The sequence below is a fragment of the Levilactobacillus tujiorum genome, assembly GCF_012641185.1.
Lineage (GTDB): Bacteria > Bacillota > Bacilli > Lactobacillales > Lactobacillaceae > Levilactobacillus > Levilactobacillus tujiorum.
Map to the genome: position 1 here is coordinate 66,375 of NZ_JAAXLK010000006.1, position 18,114 is coordinate 84,488.

Consider the following 18,114-nt stretch of genomic DNA (forward strand, 5'->3'; position numbering starts at 1 on the left):
ACGACAACAGGTTCAAGCTGGTTGGTTAATCGGCTTGAACCTGTTTTTTTGCTATTTAAAGGCATACATGTCCTAATAACAGCGGTGACGATAGAATTAGGCAACTTTGGTGGTCTCAGCGCCTTATCGTTCGTCAAGCTTTGAGCTGGATCGCTGTGGGGAGGACGGCTCGAGCCACAGAGCGGTCTCGAGCCTCGCTTTGAGCCGAAAAAAAGCGTCTCAAAGGCGCCATTTACCAAGAAAGTCACTTGGTAAATCCCACGGCTGAGCTCAAATTTGACTCACTCACGGCTGATACAGTGTCCTGAGGCGACTGAGATAAGGACTATCATCGTCGTTACTAATTGGATTAAAAACACTAGTAGCCACAATTCCAAGCCGTTGTTATGGTAAAACACAATCAAAGCCAGCGGAGGTCAGGAATGGAGCGAGCGGGAAGACTGGGGTTCTGCAGTCGGAAGCGTCCCCACAGCAGGCAGAATCCCTGACAGCCGGAGTGCTGCCAGTTCGCTCTAAGTTAATGGCGCAAACATTTTCCCTTACTGGAATGTTATGGGCAAGTCGGATCCTTGCTTGCAGACTTCAGGCAAATTGCTTAAAAATACGCGCTCGTGAGGTATAAAACCGATAAATGAATAAAAATATTGGGTATTTTTGCAATTTGTTATTGACTAGGGGTGGGTGGTTCGTATAGAATAGTTTCTGTTGGTTATTTCCGTTACGGGTAATCGAAACCGATAACGGCGGCAACCAGCGCAGGTTAATGGAATTAAGTTAAGCCAAATATTTGCAAGAAAATGCAAAAAAAGAGTAGCTTTTTTCCAGAGAGTGCGATACAATGTTATTTGTTGTTAAGCGAGTAGTTATTCAGCTAACGAATATTTATTCAAAATAATTCGAAATTGTTGTTGACAAGCTTCGCTGAACATGGTAAATTATAATAGTTGTTTCGAGCAAGGGCGTCCTGCTTGCTTCGGAAAATATGGAGGATTAGCTCAGTTGGGAGAGCGTCTGCCTTACAAGCAGAGGGTCACAGGTTCGAGCCCTGTATCCTCCATCGGAACTCATGGTTCCTGGCGTTAGTTCGCCAACGTTGCAGGTGTGGCGGAACTGGCAGACGCGCTAGATTTAGGTTCTAGTGTCTTATGACGTGGGGGTTCGAGTCCCTTCACCTGCATTAACCGAATATTGCAAAATATTTTTAAAAAAAGTATTTTGCCGACTTAGCTCAGTTGGCAGAGCATCTCACTAGTAATGAGGAGGTCGGAGGTTCGAATCCTCTAGTCGGCATGGTTACAAATTTAATAGCCAATTTGCGGAAGTAGTTCAGTGGTAGAACATCACCTTGCCATGGTGGGGGTCGCGGGTTCAAATCCCGTCTTCCGCTTTTGCCCTTTTGCCGGGGTGGCGGAATTGGCAGACGCACAGGACTTAAAATCCTGCGGTCAGTGATGACCGTACCGGTTCGATCCCGGTCCTCGGCATTTAACTTAATAATAATTATGCACCCATAGCGCAATTGGATAGAGTGTCTGACTACGAATCAGAAGGTTGTAGGTTCGACTCCTACTGGGTGCATTTTTGTTGCTTATGAGTCTTATAGGCAATTTTCGGGAAGTAGCTCAGCTTGGTAGAGCACCTGGTTTGGGACCAGGGGGTCGCAGGTTCGAATCCTGTCTTCCCGATTTGACTGACAAGATTTGTGGGTCAGTGAGCTTTCCTCGGGAAGTAGCTCAGCTTGGTAGAGCACCACGTTCGGGACGTGGGGGTCGCAAGTTCAAATCTTGTCTTCCCGATTTTTTTATTCCCGAATACATATAATAGTAGTAAACGGCAGTTTCCGTACAGATTGTTTGGAAGCATGCCGTTTTTTTGTTACCATATAATACTAGAACTTCCAGAAAATGCCACGAGCTGGTGAACCCCGTGCGAGGCCCACCGGTAGTTCGTTGGTAAAATCTGCAAACTTCTCGGGTATCTGCGGTCTAATCCGTTGCATTTTCGCAGGAAATTCGTATAATATTAGTCAACATTAGTCAAGAACACTGCATTGAAGGGGGGACGATAATGGAGAATCAAAATATTTCGGATATTATTGAATCTTACCTGAAGCAGATTCTGGCTGAATCCCAGCAGGTGGAGATCCGCCGAGCGGAAATTGCTAGTCAGTTTAATGTCGTACCGTCGCAGATTAATTACGTGATTAAGACCCGCTTTACGATTCAGGATGGCTACGTGGTCCAGAGTAAACGTGGCGGGGGTGGCTATATTCGAATCGAAAAGGTTAAGTTACTCGATAACTTAGACTTTATTGATTCGCTCGTGGCTGCGGTCGGTGATCAAATCTCACGCCACGATAGTTTATCCGTCGTTCGGAGCCTCTTTGAAGCTGGCGCGATCAATCGCAGTGAAGCCAATATCATTCTCGCAGCGATCAATAAAGATGCGATCAATACGGGTGATCGGCAAGTCGATGAACAAATTCGTGCGCAGATTCTGATTTCAATTTTGAATCACCTACGTTATGAAAGCTAAGAAAGTGAGGAGCTGCAATGGATAATTTATTTACACCCAGCGCTAAGAGTGTTCTGGTCTTGGCACAGGAACAAGCAAAGTACTTTAAGCACCAAGCAGTGGGGACAGAACACTTGCTGCTGGCCCTCACCATTGAAAAAAATGGCATTGCTAACAAAGTTTTACAACAATTCTCAGTGACGGATGATGATGTCCGCGAAGAGATTGAACGATTTACGGGTTATGGCACCTTAGCCAATACTGACAAAGATAGTTATTTGCCATACTCACCAAAGGCAAAATCAATGTTAGCCCTGGCTGGTGACGAGGCGAAGCGTTTAGGGGCCACCAAGATTGGGACGGAACATCTCTTACTGGCTTTGCTGAGCGACGAAACCATTCTGTCGTCGCGGATTTTGAAGAACCTCAACGTCCAGTTAACGGATGCTCATAAGGTTGTGTTGCGGAAGCTCGGGATTACCGATACACCTAAGCGTCGGAATGACAGCCGTAATCGGCGGACAGCCCAAGCGGGAACCCCAACCTTGGATTCCTTGGCTCGTGATTTGACGGCCTCTGCTAAAGAAGGTCGGATGGACCCAACGGTGGGCCGTGAAAAAGAAGTCAAGCGAGTGATTCAAATTCTCAGTCGTCGGACCAAGAACAATCCGGTTCTGATTGGTGAACCAGGTGTTGGGAAGACCGCGATTGCGGAAGGCTTAGCCCAACGGATCATTGCTGGTGACGTGCCAGAAGACATGCAGAATAAGCGGCTGATGATGCTCGACATGGGCTCATTGGTAGCGGGCACGAAGTATCGTGGTGAATTCGAAGACCGTTTGAAGAAGGTCATCGAAGAAATCTACAACGATGGTCAAGTTATTCTGTTTATTGATGAGTTGCACACGCTGATCGGTGCCGGTGGCGCTGAAGGGGCGATTGATGCTTCGAACATCTTAAAGCCTGCCTTGGCCCGTGGCGAGTTACAGACCATTGGGGCAACGACGTTAGACGAATACCAGAAATATATTGAATCTGACGCTGCGTTGGAACGGCGGTTTGCAACGGTTCAGGTCAATGAACCAACTTCCGCCGAAGCCTTGGAAATCTTGAAGGGATTGCGGTCACGTTACGAGGATCACCATCACGTGAACATTACGGATGATGCCCTCGAACAGGCGGTTAAGCTCTCAACGCGGTACATTAGCGATCGTTTCTTGCCCGATAAAGCCATTGACTTGATGGATGAAGCGGCAGCTAAGGTACGGATTGATCAGATGGACAAGCCAACACCTGCTAGCAAGCAGGCGAAGGAATTAGAGAAGCTCTCGGCTGATAAGGAAGCCGCAATTGAACGGCAAGACTTCGAACAAGCCGCTAAGTTACGGACAGAAGAGATGGCACTCCGGCAGAAGGTGGAAGCACGGGCTGCTAAAGCGGCTGCGGCGACAACGACTGACCGGCAGTACGCGACGGATGTTACCGGCGAAGATGTGGCCGATGTGGTTGCTGAGTGGACGGGGGTTCCCGTTACCCAGCTTAAGCAAACGGATGCGGATCGACTGGTGAACTTGGAGAAGATTCTCCATAAGCGTGTGATCGGCCAATCGGAGGCGGTTTCCGCGGTTGCGCGGGCCATTCGGCGGGCACGGTCTGGGTTGAAAGATCCTAACCGGCCAATCGGATCGTTTATGTTCTTGGGGCCGACTGGTGTTGGGAAGACTGAACTAGCTAAGGCACTGGCTGAAGCGATGTTTGGCTCCGAAGACAACATGATTCGGGTCGACATGAGTGAGTACATGGAAAAGTACTCAACGAGTCGGTTGATCGGGTCGGCGCCAGGATACGTGGGCTACGACGAAGGTGGCCAATTGACCGAAAAAGTTCGGCAAAAGCCATACTCCGTGGTCTTGTTTGATGAAGTGGAAAAGGCGCATCCGGATGTGTTCAACATTCTCTTGCAGGTCCTGGACGATGGCTATCTGACCGATTCTAAAGGACGTAAGGTGGACTTCAGAAATACGATTCTGATCATGACGTCTAACTTAGGGGCAACGAAGCTGCGGGATGAAAAGACTGTTGGGTTTGGTGCCGAAGATATGGCGAATGATTACCGGGCAATGTCACAAACGATCCGGGAAACGTTGAAGCAATCCTTCCGGCCAGAATTCTTGAACCGGATTGATGAAACGGTGATCTTCCACTCCTTGAAGAAGGATGAATTACACGAAATTGTGAAGTTGATGGCCAAACACATCGTTGACCGGGTAGCTGAACAAGACATTAAGCTTAAGATTACGCCGGCAGCCATTGAAGTGGTTGCTAAGGCCGGCTTTGATCCAGAGTATGGTGCACGGCCAATTCGGCGGGCATTGCAGACTCAGGTTGAAGACAAGTTGAGTGAAGCTCTGCTCAACGGTGAGGTTAAGACGCATGACCAAGTCACTATTGGGGCGACACGCGGTGAAATCACGATTAACGTGAAGGCACCACGTAACACTAAAAAGCCAACCGTAGTGGGCTAACTTAAACTAAATTTGGTAGTGGTGTTCCTAGTTAGGGGCATCGCTACTTTTTTGATTGGGTCACTAAAGGGATGGGGACTAGCGTACTTACCTCATCCCTGGATTTCGTACCACTAAGCTGGCTTAAGTCGGTCGCTCCCCGGTTTTGAAGGTATTTTGCAGGAGAACAGTCGAAAACCAGCTACTTAGAGTTTTCGGCTCAATTAATATCGATTGTGATAATTGTTATCTCGGCTGTCTCGGAACACTGTGTGAGCCGAGAGGTCAGCAGATATGGGCTCAGGCGCGTCGTTCTACTTAGCCAGTAAGTGGTCTTCTTACTGACTTAGTAGAAAACCAAGCTTGTAGACTCGGCACTTTCGAGGCTTCAAGTTGTGTTCGCACCGATCCAGCCCATATCTGCTGACCGGTAAGGCGAAGAAACGTCGTACTGCTACCGAGACAGGCGCCATCGGGATTTCGGAACTTGTGACTTTTAGTCAGCTTAACCATTATTTAAACCAGTTGATCTAGCTGGTGATAAATGACTGTGGTACACTTAGTCTGATCATATCGTTTATCTGGCAACTAATAGACGATCTTGTGGCTAAATTAAAGATCAGCCAATGACAATAAACTAACTTCACCACAGAAAGGAAGATGGCCGACTCATGAAGAGAGAAGAGCAACTGACCCACACCCACGCGGCAATTCTAGCGGCAGCCCGGGCTCAATTTCTAGCGCAAGGCTACCAAGCAACGTCAACGCGTGAAATTGCAAAACAAGTTGGCATTACACAGCCAGCTTTGTACCATCATTTTAGCGATAAGGAGGTCATCTTTCTTGAAGTCATCAAGACGGTTGGTGAGGAGATCAAGAAGGGGATCACGGCCGTGGTTGACCAGATTCAACCTGACGCGGACCCCGTTGAAGCCCTGACGGCGGTCACGGAAGTCTTGACGGCTGCGCATCCCCGAGACGTTTTTACGGTGATTCATGGGAGCTTTAAGTTCCTGAAGCCGGAGAATAAGCGGCAGTTGGGTGCGATCTTTATGGGTGACTATCTGGTGCCGTTAACCCAGTTCTTCGATACCGGGGTAGTGACGCTGCAGGATGGCGTAAAAGCACAGGATGCCGCTTCGTTTTATCTGACGAGTCTGAGCCCACTGTTTAATACGTTCCATCACGTGGGGCCCGCTGACGCCTCGCAGCATGAACAGACGTTGACCCTGATTCGGTTGATCTTATTTGGGGTTGCCACGGAGAAGTAACACTTCTTTATTGACAATTGCCCAAGATACTAGTACTATATCATTTGTATGCAACTGTGAACTGAAATTGAGCGCACCGATCTATTGTCCGGTAGCGTCCATTATAAGAAGCCAAAAGCAAACTGTGGGTTTGTTTTTGGATTTTTTTTGCCAAAAAACCGGCTGATTACGCAATTGTAATTAAAATGTAACATTTCGGCTTTTGACCAGTCCACAGAATAAATAGGAGAGGTGAACAACTTGGCAGGACACTTAGTGAAATACGGGAAACACCGTACTCGCCGTAGCTATTCGCGGATCAAGGAAGTCCTTGATCTCCCTAACTTAATCGAGATTCAAACCAATTCCTACAACTGGTTCCTCGATGAAGGTTTACGGGATATGTTCGACGACATCATGCCAATCGAAGATTTTCAAGGAAACCTTTCGTTAGAGTTTGTTGATTATCAATTACTGGAACCCAAATACACGGTCGATGAAGCACGGGAGCATGATGCCAATTATTCAGCACCATTGCACGTGACCTTACGCTTAACCAACCATGAAACGGGTGAAATCAAATCACAAGACGTCTTCTTCGGTGACTTCCCATTAATGACGGCCCAAGGGACCTTCATCATTAACGGGGCAGAACGGGTTATTGTTTCTCAATTAGTCCGCTCACCAGGCGTTTACTTCAATGAAGATACTGATAAGAACGGTCGGACTGTCTTTGGTGCTACGGTCATCCCTAACCGGGGGGCTTGGCTCGAGTTCGAAACCGACGCTAAGAACATTTCCTACGTGCGGATTGACCGGACGCGGAAGATTCCAATGACCGAATTGGTTCGGGCATTAGGTTTCGGTTCTGACGATGAAATCTTGGATATCTTGGGTGATAACGAGAGTCTTTCTAACACGTTGGAAAAGGATATTCATAAGAATACCGATGATTCCCGTGTAGAAGAATCCTTAAAGGATATCTACGAACGTCTACGTCCAGGTGAACCTAAGACGGCTGACTCTTCACGGAGCTTGCTGACGGCACGGTTCTTTGATCCTAAGCGTTACGACATGGCACCTGTTGGTCGTTACAAGACCAACAAGAAGCTCAGTTTGAAGACGCGTTTGCTCGGCTTAACCTTAGCTGAAACGTTAGCTGATCCAGATACTGGTGAAGTTATCGCGCAAAAGGGAACGGTTGTCGACAAGGACGTTATGAAGACCTTGGCACCATACCTGGATCAAGACGATTTTAAGATGGTCACGTTCCAACCTTCTGATGAAGCGGTTGTTACGGAACCATTGAAGTTACAGATCATCAAGGTTCAATCCCCAGAAGATCCAGAACAAGAAGTGCCAGTGATTGGTAACGGCAATATTGATATCAAGTTGAAGCACATTCGCCCAGCTGACATCATTGCTTCCATGAACTACTTCTTCGATCTGCAAATTGGGATTGGTAGTACTGATGATATCGACCACTTGGGTAACCGGCGGATTCGTTCCGTGGGTGAATTGTTGCAAAACCAATTCCGGATCGGGTTATCCCGGATGGAACGGGTTGTGCGTGAACGGATGTCTATTCAAGACGCTGCAACTGTCACGCCACAACAATTGATTAACATTCGGCCAGTGGTTGCTTCCATTAAGGAATTCTTCGGGTCATCTCAATTGTCACAATTCATGGATCAGACCAACCCATTGGGCGAATTAACCCATAAGCGTCGTCTGTCTGCCCTTGGACCTGGTGGTTTGACGCGTGACCGTGCCGGATATGAAGTCCGGGATGTTCACTACACCCACTACGGCCGGATGTGCCCAATTGAAACGCCTGAAGGACCTAACATTGGTTTGATTAACAGTCTTTCCAGTTATGCCCGCGTTAACAAGTATGGGTTCATTGAAACGCCATACCGTCGTGTGTCATGGGATACGCACATGGTTACCGACAAGATCGATTACCTGACTGCCGACGAAGAAGATAACTACGTCGTTGCCCAAGCCAACACGCCATTAAACGATGACGGTTCCTTCGCAACGGATACCATCATGGCCCGTGACGAAGATAATAACATTGAAACTAGTGCTGACAAGATTGACTACATGGACGTTTCGCCTAAGCAAGTAGTTGCCGTGGCCACTGCATGTATTCCTTTCTTGGAAAACGATGACTCCAACCGTGCCCTGATGGGGGCCAACATGCAACGGCAAGCCGTACCTTTACTGGATCCTCACGCACCATTAGTTGGGACTGGTATTGAATACAAGGCTGCGCATGACTCCGGTGTTGCTTTAATCAGTCAACACGAAGGAACGGTTGAATATGTCGATGCTCGTGAGATTCGCGTTCGTCGCGCTGACGATGCCCTCGACACTTACAAGTTAATGAAGTTCCGCCGGTCAAACGGTGGTAAGAACTACAACCAACGGCCAATCGTTAAGGTCGGCGATCATGTCGATAACGACGAAATTCTGGCTGATGGTCCTTCCATGGAAAATGGGGAACTTGCTTTAGGGCAAAACCCATTGGTTGCCTTCATGACTTGGCAAGGGTACAACTTCGAAGATGCCATCGGGATCAACGAACGGTTGGTTCGCGATGACGTTTACACGTCAATTCATATTGAAGAGTATGAATCAGAAGCACGTGATACGAAGCTTGGACCTGAAGAAATGACCCGTGAAATCCCTAACGTTGGGGAAGATGCCTTGAAGAACTTGGACGAAGACGGAATTATCCGTGTTGGTGCCGAAGTTCAAGACGGTGACATCTTAGTTGGTAAGGTAACGCCTAAGGGTGTGACGGAATTATCAGCTGAAGAACGGTTACTCCATGCGATCTTTGGTGAAAAGGCCCGCGAAGTTCGGGATACTTCACTCAAGGTGCCACATGGTGGTGGCGGGATTATCCAGGATGTTAAGATCTTTACTCGTGAAAACGGGGATGAATTATCACCTGGTGTCAACATGATGGTTCGTGTCTACATCGCACAAAAGCGGAAGATTCAAGTTGGGGACAAGATGTCTGGTCGTCATGGTAACAAGGGGACGGTTTCCGTTGTGATCCCTGAAGAAGATATGCCATACATGCCAGATGGTACCCCAATCGACATCATGTTGAGTCCAATGGGTGTGCCTTCTCGGATGAACATCGGACAAGTGCTCGAATTGCATTTGGGAATGGCTGCTCGTAAGTTGGGCATCCACGTGGCTACGCCAGTCTTCGATGGTGCTCGTGATACTGATATTGCGGATGCTTTGAAGGAAGCTGGTATGGCTGCTGACGCCAAGACGGTCTTATACGATGGCCGGACTGGTGAACCATTTGACAAGCGGGTTGCCGTTGGTGTCATGAACTACCTGAAGTTGGCCCACATGGTCGACGATAAGATGCACGCCCGTTCCATCGGACCTTACTCTCTGGTTACGCAACAACCACTTGGTGGGAAAGCGCAATTTGGTGGTCAGCGGTTTGGTGAAATGGAAGTTTGGGCCTTGGAAGCTTACGGTGCCGCTTATACGTTGCAAGAAATCTTGACGTACAAGTCTGATGACGTCGTTGGTCGGGTTAAGACTTACGAAGCCATCGTCAAGGGCGATCCAATTCCAAAGCCTGGTGTCCCTGAATCATTCCGTGTTCTGGTTAAGGAATTACAATCCTTAGGTCTAGACATGAAGGTCTTAAACGGGAACAACGAAGAAATCGAACTCCGTGATATGGACGACGATGACGATGATGTTGTGAACGTTGATGCTTTGAGCAAGTACGCGCAACAGCAAGAAGAGCAACGCAAGGCGCAAGCTCAGACTGAGAATGCTAAGCCAACACCAGAAACTACGAAAAACGAAAGTCAACCGAACACACAAGACTAATTAATAAGGGAGGTCGCTTCTTTGGTCGATGTCAATAAGTTCGAAAGCATGCAGATCGGGCTGGCTTCACCTGATAAGATCCGTAGCTGGTCTTACGGGGAAGTTAAGAAGCCTGAAACCATCAACTACCGGACATTAAAGCCTGAAAAAGACGGGCTATTCGACGAGCGGATTTTTGGCCCTACTAAGGACTGGGAATGTGCCTGTGGGAAATACAAGCGAATCCGTTACAAGGGTGTCGTTTGTGACCGTTGTGGGGTTGAAGTTACCCGTTCTAAGGTTCGTCGTGAACGGATGGGCCATATTGAATTGGCTGCACCGGTTACGCACATCTGGTACTTCAAGGGGATCCCAAGTCGGATGGGCTTGGTCCTCGATATGAGTCCTCGTGCCCTAGAAGAAATCATCTACTTTGCATCCTACGTCGTCTTAGATCCAGGTAACACGCCTTTGGAAAAGAAACAACTCCTTTCCGAACGTGACTACCGTGACAAGCTTGTAGAATACGGTAGCAAAGCCTTTAAGGCTGAAATGGGTGCCGAAGCCATCAAGAAGTTGTTGATGGCCGTAGACCTAGATAAAGAAGTTAAGGAATTAAAGGAAGAATTGAAGGAAGCTACTGGCCAAAAGCGGACGCGTGCCGTTCGTCGTTTGGACATCTTGGAAGCCTTCGTGACATCCGGTAACCGTCCTGAATGGATGGTAATGGATGCTATTCCGGTTATTCCACCTGACTTACGACCAATGGTGCAACTCGAAGGTGGGCGTTTCGCAACGTCTGACTTGAACGACTTGTACCGGCGGGTAATCAACCGGAACAGCCGATTGAAGCGTTTGTTAGACTTAAATGCACCTGGAATCATCGTTCAAAACGAAAAGCGGATGTTACAAGAAGCCGTTGATGCTTTGATCGATAACGGTCGTCGTGGCCGTCCAGTTGCTGGCCCTGGTAACCGGCCATTGAAGTCTCTTTCACACATGTTGAAGGGGAAGCAAGGTCGGTTCCGTCAAAACTTGTTAGGGAAGCGGGTTGACTACTCAGGTCGTTCCGTTATTGACGTTGGTCCTTCCCTCAAGTTCAACCAAATGGGTCTGCCAGTGCCAATGGCTTTGGAATTATTCCGGCCATTTATCATGAAGGAACTGGTTGCCCGGGGCTTAGCTTCTAACATTAAGAACGCTAAGCGGCAAATCGACCGTGAAGATGACGATGTCTTCAACGTGCTTGAAGATGTTATCAAGGAACACCCTGTTCTGTTGAACCGGGCCCCTACGCTTCACCGTTTAGGTATTCAAGCATTCGAACCTGTCTTGGTTAGTGGCAAAGCGATGCGGTTGCACCCATTGGCTTGTGAAGCTTACAACGCCGATTTCGATGGGGACCAAATGGCCATTCACGTGCCATTATCTGACGAAGCACAAGCGGAAGCCCGTTTGCTGATGCTCGCTGCTCACCATATCCTGGCTCCTGCCAGTGGTAAGCCAGTGGTTGCACCTTCTCAAGATATGGTTATCGGGAACTACTACCTGACCATGGAAGAAGATAACCGTGAAGGGGAAGGCATGATCTTTACCGACCTCAACGAAGCGGTCTTAGCTTACCGGAATGGTTTGGTCCATTGGCACAGTCGGGTTGGGGTGCAAGTTTCCTCAATGCCTGATAAGCCATTTACCGATGAACAACGTAGCAAGGTGATGGTAACGACTGTTGGGAAGTTAATCTTCAACAACATCTTACCTAAGTCATTCCCATACTTGAATGAACCAACCAGCACGAACTTGAATGGATCCGTACCTGATAAGTACTTCTTAGCACCAGGTGAGGACATTCATGATTACCTTCAAAATGCTGAATTAATTGGACCATTTAATAAGGGCTTCTTGTCCGACATTATCGCGGCCGTTTACCAACAATACAAGGTGACTGAAACCTCTAAGTTGTTGGACCGGATCAAGGATTTGGGTTACGACGAATCCACGAAGTCTGGTTTAACGGTTGGGATGGTCGACGTTACCGATCTGAAGGAAAAGCCAGAAATTATCGATGCTGCCCACAAACAGGTGTCAACGGTAACTAAGCAATTCCGTCGTGGGTTGATTACGGACCACGAACGTTATGAACGAGTTATTCAGATCTGGAACGATGCCAAGGATGACATTCAAAATGCCTTGATTCACAGTTTCGATCAACAGAACCCTATCTTTATGATGAGTGATTCTGGTGCTCGTGGGAACATTTCTAACTTTACGCAGCTTGCCGGTATGCGGGGCTTGATGGCCGCTCCTAGTGGTGACATCATGGAGCTGCCTATCACGTCTAACTTCCGTGAAGGCCTGTCAGTGATGGAAATGTTCATTTCGACCCACGGTGCTCGTAAAGGGATGACCGATACGGCCCTGAAGACTGCCAACTCAGGTTACCTGACTCGGCGGTTGGTCGATGTTGCACAAGACGTTATCATTCGGGAAAAGGATTGTGGGACTGACCGTGGTTTGAAGATTCGGGCCATCACTGATGGTAACGAAATGATCGAACCATTGTATGACCGGATCTTAGGGCGTTACACCCAAAAGACCGTTTATGATCCAAAGACTGGGGACGTCATTGTTCCTAAGAACCAAATGATCGTCGAAGACACCGCACAAAAGATTGTGGATGCTGGTGTTGAAGAAGTTACCATCCGTTCCGCCTTTACTTGCAACACTGAACATGGTGTCTGCGAACATTGTTATGGTCGGAACATGGCTACTGGTGACGAAGTTGAAGTTGGGGAAGCTGTCGGAACGGTTGCCGCTCAATCAATCGGTGAACCAGGGACGCAGCTGACCATGCGGAACTTCCATACCGGTGGTGTGGCTGGTAACGAAGATATCACCCAAGGGCTTCCTCGTGTTCAAGAATTGTTTGAATCTCGGAACCCTAAAGGTAAAGCTGAGATCACCGAAGTTACTGGGACGGTTGAATCAATCGAAGAAAACCCAGCAGAACGGACGAAGGAAGTTACCATTAAGGGTGAAGCTGATACGCGGAGCTACACGTTACCAATCACGGCCCGGATGCGAGTTGCTGAAGGCGACTTTATCCACCGTGGTTCAGCACTGAACTATGGGTCTGTCGATCCTAAGGAATTGCTGCGAGTACGTGATGTCTTATCAACTGAAACTTACATCTTGGGTGAAGTCCAACGCGTTTACCGGATGCAAGGTGTGGCTATCAGTGATAAGCACGTTGAAATCATGGTTCGTCAGATGTTACGTAAAGTTCGGATCATGGATCCGGGTGATACCGACGTTCTGCCTGGTACCTTGATGGATATTCAAGACTTCCGTCGTGCTAACTACCAGACGTTGATCTCTGGTGGGATCGCGGCCACCGCTCGTCCAGTTATCTTGGGGATTACCAAGGCTGCCTTGGAAACGAACAGTTTCTTGTCAGCTGCTTCCTTCCAGGAAACGACACGAGTTCTGACCGATGCCGCTATTCGGGGCAAGAACGATCCATTAGTTGGTTTGAAGGAAAACGTTATTATTGGGAAGATCATTCCTGCCGGGACTGGGATGCCAGATTACCGTCAGATCAAGCCCAAGGAAGTTGGCGGTTCGTCAACTGAAGGCGTCTACTCCATCAGCGATTTGGAAAAGCAAATGCAAGAAGACTCTCAAGCTTAGTCGTCACTAAGTTGAGTCGTCAAAGGGATTCACCAGCGATGGTGAGTCCCTTTTTTGCGTTTACTGAGGCGTTACCCAAGAAGACGTCAGAATCACCGTTACGAGCCAGTGACCAGTGGCAGCAGTCGTCAGATACGGGAGAAATGGGAGCCGGTCAGTAGTGCGGGCCCGGCTGATGGCGAGTAGACAAGCTATGATTAACCATTGGGCGGTGATCGTGACGCCCCAGAGCAAGCCGGCGCTGACTAACATTTCCAGATCACCGTCGCCAATCGTGGGTGAGTGCCAGTGCGGCCATAGGCGGTGAATGAGAAATAGCAGCCCGAGACCAATGCCCCAGACCATAGATGGTTGCCCAACCAGCGCTAAACCAGCGGTCACCCAGGTGACCCAGCCGGGGAAGGTGAGTGTCTGCGCATCACAGAGGGCAGCAAAGCCCCAGAGAATTAGCCAGAGTGTGACGCGCAGACTAAAATTGTCGCTAATGGTCGTGGCGACGAGGCCGCCGATTATTTCGACTAAGAGGGCCGTGAAGGGAATGGGGGCGTGACAGAAATGACAGCGACCACGCAACAGTAAGTAGCTCAGTATTGGAACAAGTTGCCAAACCTTTAGTGGCTGCTGACAGCTGTCGCAGTGCGAAGCGGGGGACCAGTAGGACGCCTGCTGAGCGTACCGCCAGGCCAGCGCCACGATTAAGGAACCCAAACAACTTCCGTAGACAAACAGTATTACGGTTACCATATCCATCACCTCTAAAGATTAACTCCGGGAAAAATGGCCGAATGTTTGTCGGATTTTGGGAAAACCCTCATTGACATGGGATTAGTGGCGTGGTATTCTATTAAAGGTGCTTTTCGCAGACAGGTCTCGGGTATTCACTACCAGACATGCTGACTGACGGCGGGAGGGACACTTCAATTGAACCCGCGTCTGAGTGGCTTTTTTCTTTAAGAAAAAATGAACCACCTGGATGTGTGGACTAAACTCAAGAATAAGAAAGGAGGACTATTTAGATGCCTACTATCAACCAATTGGTGCGTAAAGGTCGTAAATCTAAAAGTTCTAAGTCAGATGCCCCAGCTTTAAACTACGGGTATAACAGTTTCAAAAAAGCTCAAGTTAAGAATCCAGCTCCTCAAAAGCGTGGGGTTGCAACGCGTGTCGGTACCATGACACCAAAGAAGCCTAACTCAGCTTTACGGAAATATGCACGTGTGCGGTTGTCCAACTTAATTGAAGTGACTGCTTACATTCCTGGTATCGGTCATAACCTTCAAGAACATAGTGTTGTCTTAATTCGTGGTGGCCGGGTAAAGGATTTACCTGGGGTTCGTTACCACATTATCCGTGGTGCGCTTGATACTGCCGGTGTTACTGACCGTCGTCAAGGCCGTTCCAAGTACGGTACTAAGAAGCCTAAGGGCTAAGACAAACTAATAGACTGACTTGCACGGTTGCCGTCAAGCAGTCCGAAACAACATTCGAGGAGGATATTAACAATGCCTAGAAAAGGAAACGTACAAAAGCGTGAAGTCCTTCCTGATCCAATTTACAACTCAAAGTTGGTTACTCGTTTGATTAACCACACGATGATGGATGGGAAACGTGGTACTTCTACTAAAATCATTTATGGTGCCTTCGACATCATTAAGAACGAAACTGGTAACGATCCAGTTGAAGTCTTCGAAGAAGCAATGAAGAACGTTATGCCAGTCTTGGAAGTTAAGGCTCGGCGTGTTGGTGGGTCAAACTACCAAGTTCCAATCGAAGTTCGTCCAGATCGTCGGACCACTTTAGGTCTTCGCTGGATGGTTCAATACTCCCGTCTTCGTGGTGAACACACGATGGTTGAACGCTTAGCGCGTGAAATCATGGACGCTGCCAACAACACGGGTGCAGCTGTTAAGAAGCGTGAAGATACGCACCGGATGGCTGACGCTAACCGTGCCTTCGCACATTACCGTTGGTAGAAAGCAGCTATTACACTGCATTGCCAACAGTGTGATAAAATGTTGGAGCGAGGTGTTTTTAACACTTTCGTCTCTGGCTTAAGGGATTATTCCTTTAATCGAGAGGTGGCTACTTAATCAGTGTGATGATAGTAGCCACCTTTTGGCACAATCAACCTATGATCAAATTGAGAGGAGTTACACATTAATCATGGCTAATACTCGTGAATTTCCGCTTGAGAAGACTCGTAACATTGGTATCATGGCCCACATCGATGCCGGTAAGACGACGACTACTGAGCGTATCCTGTATTATACTGGTAAGATCCACAAAATTGGTGAAACCCACGATGGTGCTTCACAAATGGACTGGATGGAACAAGAACAAGAACGGGGTATTACGATTACTTCCGCCGCTACGACTGCGGAATGGAAAGAACACCGGATCAACATCATCGATACTCCAGGACACGTGGACTTCACTGTTGAAGTTGAACGTTCACTGCGGGTCCTTGATGGTGCCATCGCTGTCTTAGATGGTCAAGCCGGGGTTGAACCTCAGACCGAAACGGTTTGGCGTCAAGCCTCTGACTTCGATGTTCCCCGTATCGTTTTCGTTAACAAGATGGATAAGCTGGGAGCCGACTTTGACTTCTCAGTTAACTCCCTCCACGAACGTCTTCAAGCTAATGCCGTTGCTCTGCAAATGGCTATCGGTGCCGAAGATGACTTCGCCGGTGTTGTTGACTTAATCGAAATGAAGGCCTACATCTACGATAAAGATGAATTAGGTTCTTCATGGGATACGGTTGAAATTCCTGATGACTTGAAGGAAGAAGCCCAAAAGCGTCATGAAGGCATCATCGAAAGCGTTGCTGACGTTGATGATGAAATCATGGAAAAGTACCTTGAAGGTGAAGAAATCACCAAAGAGGAATTAAAGGCTGCTATCCGTCGGGCAACGTTACGTTTGGACATGTTCCCTGTCTTTGCTGGTTCTGCCTTCAAGGATAAGGGTGTTCAGATGTTAATGGACGCCGTTATCGACTACTTGCCATCACCATTGGACGTTAAGCCATACAACGCTACGGTTCCTGATACTGACGAAGCCGTAACGTTGCGCGCTAACGATGACGATCCATTTGCTGCCTTAGCATTTAAGGTTGCTACCGATCCATTCGTTGGTCGTTTGACTTACATCCGGGTTTACTCTGGTACTTTGGAAGCTGGTTCTTACGTACTTAACTCTACGAAGGACAAGCGTGAACGTGTTGGTCGTTTGCTGCAAATGCACTCTAACCACCGTCAAGAAATCCCAGAAGTCTTCTCCGGTGATATCGCTGGTGCCATTGGTTTGAAGAACACCACGACTGGTGACTCTTTGACTGATCCTGATCACCCATTACACTTGGAATCAATGAACTTCCCAGATCCAGTTATCCAGGTTGCCGTTGAACCTAAGACGAAGGCTGACCAAGACAAGATGAACAACGCCTTACAAAAGCTTTCTGAAGAAGATCCTACTTTCAAGGCTGAAACTAACCCTGAAACTGGTGAAACTCTGATCGCCGGAATGGGTGAACTTCACTTGGACATCATCATTGACCGGATGAAGCGTGAATTTAAGGTTGAAGCAAACATTGGTGCTCCTCAAGTTGCCTACCGTGAAGCCTTCACGAAGCCAACTAAGGTCCAAGGTAAGTTTGTTCGTCAATCTGGTGGTAAAGGTCAATATGGTGACGTTTGGATCGAATTTACCCCTAACGAACGTGGTAAGGGTTACGAATTCGAAGACGCCATCGTCGGTGGGGTTGTTCCTCGTGAATTTATCCCTTCAGTTGACCAAGGTCTGCAAGAAGCCATGGCAAACGGTGTCTTAGCCGGTTACCCATTGGTTGATGTTAAGGCCAAGTTATACGATGGTAGTTACCACGAAGTCGATTCTAGTGAAGCAGCCTTCAAGGTTGCCGCTTCCTTGGCTTTACGGAACGCTGTTAAGTCTGCTGGTCCAGTTATCTTGGAACCTATCATGAAGGTTGATATCTTGGTACCAGAAGAATACATGGGTGATATCATGGGTCAAGTTACCGCACGTCGTGGTAAGGTCGATGGTATGGAAGCTCGTGGGAATGCACAAATGATTCACTCCTTCGTTCCATTAGCCGAAATGTTCGGTTATGCAACGACGTTACGTTCTGCATCTCAAGGTCGTGGTACCTTCACCATGACGTTTGATCACTACGAACCAACGCCAAAGAGTGTTCAAGCTGACATTATCAAGAAGAATGGCGGTACTCCAGTCGAAGACTAGAGGCTAGCTGTTTATAAAAATGAAACGTCCTGCCAATT

General features: G+C 48.1%; 9 protein-coding genes and 8 tRNA genes. 16 read left to right on the top strand and 1 reads right to left on the bottom strand.

What is annotated here, in order from left to right:
- The first annotated feature begins 984 nt into the window (after window positions 1–984).
- From HF569_RS04245 to rpoC, 13 genes are all read left to right on the top strand, one after another.
- Window positions 985–1,057: transfer RNA gene (locus HF569_RS04245), tRNA-Val, on the top strand.
- 38 nt (window positions 1,058–1,095) lie between these two features.
- Window positions 1,096–1,177, top strand: a tRNA-Leu gene (locus HF569_RS04250).
- A gap of 40 nt (window positions 1,178–1,217) precedes the next feature.
- Window positions 1,218–1,290, top strand: a tRNA-Thr gene (locus HF569_RS04255).
- 25 nt (window positions 1,291–1,315) lie between these two features.
- Window positions 1,316–1,387 (top strand) — tRNA-Gly (locus HF569_RS04260).
- Between the two features lie 11 nt (window positions 1,388–1,398).
- Window positions 1,399–1,484, top strand: a tRNA-Leu gene (locus tag HF569_RS04265).
- 20 nt (window positions 1,485–1,504) lie between these two features.
- A tRNA-Arg gene (locus tag HF569_RS04270) sits at window positions 1,505–1,578 on the top strand.
- A gap of 33 nt (window positions 1,579–1,611) precedes the next feature.
- Window positions 1,612–1,685, top strand: a tRNA-Pro gene (locus tag HF569_RS04275).
- A gap of 37 nt (window positions 1,686–1,722) precedes the next feature.
- Window positions 1,723–1,796 (top strand) — tRNA-Pro (locus HF569_RS04280).
- Between the two features lie 271 nt (window positions 1,797–2,067).
- Entirely contained in the window at window positions 2,068–2,535 is a 468-nt protein-coding gene (locus tag HF569_RS04285; RefSeq protein ID WP_168901461.1) for a CtsR family transcriptional regulator, read from the top strand.
- Window positions 2,536–2,552: 17 nt separating this feature from the next.
- The gene (locus tag HF569_RS04290) at window positions 2,553–5,039 is read left to right on the top strand and encodes an ATP-dependent Clp protease ATP-binding subunit (RefSeq protein ID WP_168901462.1); all 2,487 of its coding nucleotides are present in this window, start codon (window positions 2,553–2,555) and stop codon (window positions 5,037–5,039) included.
- Between the two features lie 650 nt (window positions 5,040–5,689).
- Entirely contained in the window at window positions 5,690–6,289 is a 600-nt protein-coding gene (locus HF569_RS04295; RefSeq protein ID WP_168901463.1) for a TetR/AcrR family transcriptional regulator, read from the top strand.
- A 231-nt stretch (window positions 6,290–6,520) separates the two neighbouring features.
- Window positions 6,521–10,144, top strand: coding sequence for a DNA-directed RNA polymerase subunit beta (rpoB, locus tag HF569_RS04300; protein WP_168848728.1), 3,624 nt, complete (start codon window positions 6,521–6,523; stop codon window positions 10,142–10,144).
- Window positions 10,145–10,165: 21 nt separating this feature from the next.
- Window positions 10,166–13,813 carry a DNA-directed RNA polymerase subunit beta' gene (rpoC, locus tag HF569_RS04305; protein ID WP_168901464.1) on the top strand — a complete coding sequence of 1,216 codons (3,648 nt, stop codon included), beginning with the start codon at window positions 10,166–10,168 and terminating at the stop codon, window positions 13,811–13,813.
- Window positions 13,814–13,873: 60 nt separating this feature from the next.
- Here the strand turns inward: rpoC and HF569_RS04310 are convergent, their stop codons facing one another.
- Window positions 13,874–14,557, bottom strand: a complete 684-nt coding sequence (locus HF569_RS04310) for a prepilin peptidase (protein WP_168901465.1) — start codon at window positions 14,555–14,557, stop codon at window positions 13,874–13,876.
- A 272-nt stretch (window positions 14,558–14,829) separates the two neighbouring features.
- Here HF569_RS04310 and rpsL point away from each other — a divergent pair, with 272 nt between their 5' ends.
- From rpsL to fusA, 3 genes are all read left to right on the top strand, one after another.
- Window positions 14,830–15,243, top strand: coding sequence for a 30S ribosomal protein S12 (gene rpsL / locus HF569_RS04315; RefSeq protein ID WP_011668504.1), 414 nt, complete (start codon window positions 14,830–14,832; stop codon window positions 15,241–15,243).
- 72 nt (window positions 15,244–15,315) lie between these two features.
- A complete protein-coding gene (rpsG, locus tag HF569_RS04320) occupies window positions 15,316–15,786 on the top strand; it encodes a 30S ribosomal protein S7 (protein WP_020090150.1) in 471 nt (156 codons plus the stop codon).
- A 190-nt stretch (window positions 15,787–15,976) separates the two neighbouring features.
- Complete coding sequence (gene fusA / locus HF569_RS04325; RefSeq protein WP_168901466.1) at window positions 15,977–18,076, top strand: elongation factor G; 2,100 nt, start codon at window positions 15,977–15,979, stop codon at window positions 18,074–18,076.
- Window positions 18,077–18,114 lie beyond the last annotated feature (38 nt).